The following is a 2,570-nucleotide window of genomic DNA, read 5'->3' as shown; positions in this document are numbered from 1 at the left end:
CCCCCCCGCCTCTTCCCGGCCCCGGCGGTGCTGGCGGCCGCGGACCCGACCGACCTGTCCATCCCCGTGTCACGGGGGCACGCCCTGGTCGGGCTCTGCGCGGCGATCGCCAGCGGCGAGGTCGACCTCGGTCCCGGTTGTGACCGGGAGCGGACCGAGAAGGACCTGCTGGCGCTCCGCGGCATCGGCCCGTGGACCGCGAGCTACATCCGCATGCGCGGCCTGGGCGACCCGGACGTCTTCCTCGACGGAGACCTCGGGGTCCGCCAGGGACTGCGCGGCGAGCAGACCACACCGGAACAATGGAGTCCGTGGCGGTCCTACGCCACGCACCTCCTGTGGGCGAGAACGGACACAGCATGAACCAGCAGGCGTTGCCACTGAACCTGGAAGTACCGGACCCGAAGGAGCCGCCTCGGATGCCGAGGAAGGAGTTCCGGACGGCCACGGGACCGACCCGCTTCGCCCTGATGGACTCGCCCATCGGCGAGCTGACCCTGTTCGGCGACACCGAGTCCCTCAGCGGGGTGTGGACCCGGTCGCGGACCGTTCCGGAGAGCTGGACCAGGGACCAGGCCGCCTTCAAGGAGGCGATCAACCAGTTGGGGGCCTACTTCGCGGGCGACCTGCGGGAGTTCGACCTCCCGTTGTCCCCCGCGGGAACGGACTGGCAGTTGGCGGTGTGGGCCGCGCTGACCACGATCCCGTACGGGGAGACCGCCTCCTACGGTCAGCTGGCGGAGGAGCTGGGCCGCCCGACCGCCTCCCGTGCGGTGGGGATGGCCAACGGGCGCAACCCGATCAGCATCATCGTGCCGTGCCACCGGGTGATCGGGGCCGACGGGTCCCTCACCGGCTACGCGGGCGGCTTGGAGCGGAAGAGGTTCCTTCTCGCCCTGGAGTCATGACGGACACGGATCGGCCCGGGAGGGGAGAGCCCCTCCCGGGCCTTCGGTCGTCCGCGGCCCCGTCCCCGGGGTGGCATCCCACCCCTTCCTGGTTCAGGTGACGCGGGCGTCGTGCGCTTCGCGGTTGGTGAGCACCTCGTCCATGTGCGTCTCGGCCCAGGTCTTGATGACGCGCACCGCCTGGTGCAGGGAGAGACCGAGCTCGGTCAGCTCGTAGGTGACCGTGACGGGCACGGTCGGTGTCACGGTGCGGGTGAGGAGACCGTCGCGTTCCAAGGAGCGCAGCGTCTGGGTGAGCATCTTCTGGCTGACGCCGACCAGTTGGCGCGACAGTTCGGAGTAGCGCATCGACCGCGGCTCGCCGGGACCTTCGGAACCTGGCTGGTGTGAGCCGCCGCCACCCAGTGCGCACAGGATCAGCGTGGCCCATTTGTCGGAGATGCGGTCGAGCAGCTTGCGACTGGGACAGGCCGCCAGGAAGGCGTCGTAGCGGGCCTTGCTCTGTGCCCTCTTCTGCTCAGCCGTCAGCGTTGCCATCAGCTACCCCCTACCCGTGAGTGCCTTACGCACTCTGAAGTGCCTACTTCCCGTTCGGAAGTTGCGTTCCCATACTGATGCAAGGCGCCATCAGGCACCACCCTCAGCTTGCGATGAAGGACAGGAACATGAGCACGCTCTCCACCTCGCTTCCCGGCGGCACCTGGACTCTGGGCGACCTGAACGTCACCCGGTTCGGCTACGGCGCCATGCAGCTCTCCGGACCCGGGGTCATGGGGCCGCCCGCTGACCACGACGACGCGGTCGCGGTCCTCCGCGAAGCCGTCGATCTCGGCATCACCCACATCGACACCGCCGGCGTCTACGGACCGCGGTTCACCAACCAACTCATCCGTGAAGCGCTACACCCCTACCCCGAAGCGCTGCACGTGGTGACCAAGGTCGGTGCCGACCGCGACCAGCAGGGCGGCTGGCCCCCGGCCCGCGAGCCCGAGGATCTGCGTCGCGCCATCCACGAGAACCTCGAAGACCTCGACCTCGACGTGCTCGATCTGGTCAATCTCCGACTCGGTGACGCGACAGGACCTCAGCCCGGCTCACTCGCCGAGCCGCTCGAGACGCTCGTCGAACTCCAGCGACAGGGCCTGATCAGGCACCTGGGAGTCAGCAACGCGACGGCGGAGCAGGTCGCCGAGGCACGGTCGATCGCACCGATCGTGTGCGTGCAGAACATGTACAACCTCGCCCACCGCCACGACGACGAACTGATCGACACGCTCGCCCGGGAGGGCATCGCCTACGTGCCCTTCTTCCCGCTCGGCGGCTTCAGTCCGCTCCAGTCCTCGGCGCTCACGACCGTCGCCACCCGGTTGGAGTCGACGCCGATGTCCGTCGCCCTCGCCTGGCTGCTGCGACGGTCACCGAACGTCCTGCTGATCCCCGGCACCTCGTCGGCGGCACACCTGCGCGAGAACGTCACCGGTGCCGGTCTCTCGCTCTCCGACGAGGATCTCGCCGAACTGGACCAGATCGGCCGCTAGCGGGGTATCCGCCAGCCCAGATCGTCCCCACGCAACAAAAAAAGGGGGGCGCCCTCCCGGGCACCCCCCCAACACAAAAAAGAAGGGGGCCGCCCACCAAGGACGACCCCCCAAGAAAAACCGT

4 protein-coding genes are annotated in these 2,570 nt (G+C 68.8%); 3 read left to right on the top strand and 1 reads right to left on the bottom strand.

All coding sequences use genetic code 11. The annotated features are described in order from the left end of the window. Nucleotides 1–363 (top strand): DNA-3-methyladenine glycosylase family protein (locus tag D471_RS33385; protein WP_394296849.1); only part of this gene is annotated, 363 nt, incomplete at its 5' end. A 56-nt stretch (nt 364–419) separates the two neighbouring features. Beyond that, nucleotides 420–908 carry a methylated-DNA--[protein]-cysteine S-methyltransferase gene (locus D471_RS0107435; protein ID WP_017598031.1) on the top strand — a complete coding sequence of 163 codons (489 nt, stop codon included), beginning with the start codon at nt 420–422 and terminating at the stop codon, nt 906–908. A gap of 93 nt (nt 909–1,001) precedes the next feature. Here the strand turns inward: D471_RS0107435 and D471_RS0107430 are convergent, their stop codons facing one another. Continuing rightward, nucleotides 1,002–1,445, bottom strand: coding sequence for a winged helix-turn-helix transcriptional regulator (locus D471_RS0107430; protein WP_017598030.1), 444 nt, complete (start codon nt 1,443–1,445; stop codon nt 1,002–1,004). A gap of 128 nt (nt 1,446–1,573) precedes the next feature. Here D471_RS0107430 and D471_RS0107425 point away from each other — a divergent pair, with 128 nt between their 5' ends. Continuing rightward, nucleotides 1,574–2,446 carry an oxidoreductase gene (locus D471_RS0107425; RefSeq protein WP_017598029.1) on the top strand — a complete coding sequence of 291 codons (873 nt, stop codon included), beginning with the start codon at nt 1,574–1,576 and terminating at the stop codon, nt 2,444–2,446. The last annotated feature ends 124 nt before the right edge of the window (nt 2,447–2,570 follow it).

Origin of the sequence: Nocardiopsis lucentensis DSM 44048 (assembly GCF_000341125.1) — a bacterium.
GTDB lineage: Bacteria > Actinomycetota > Actinomycetes > Streptosporangiales > Streptosporangiaceae > Nocardiopsis > Nocardiopsis lucentensis.
The sequence above is the reverse complement of the archived record's forward strand: the minus strand, read 5'-3'. Positions and strand labels throughout refer to the sequence as shown.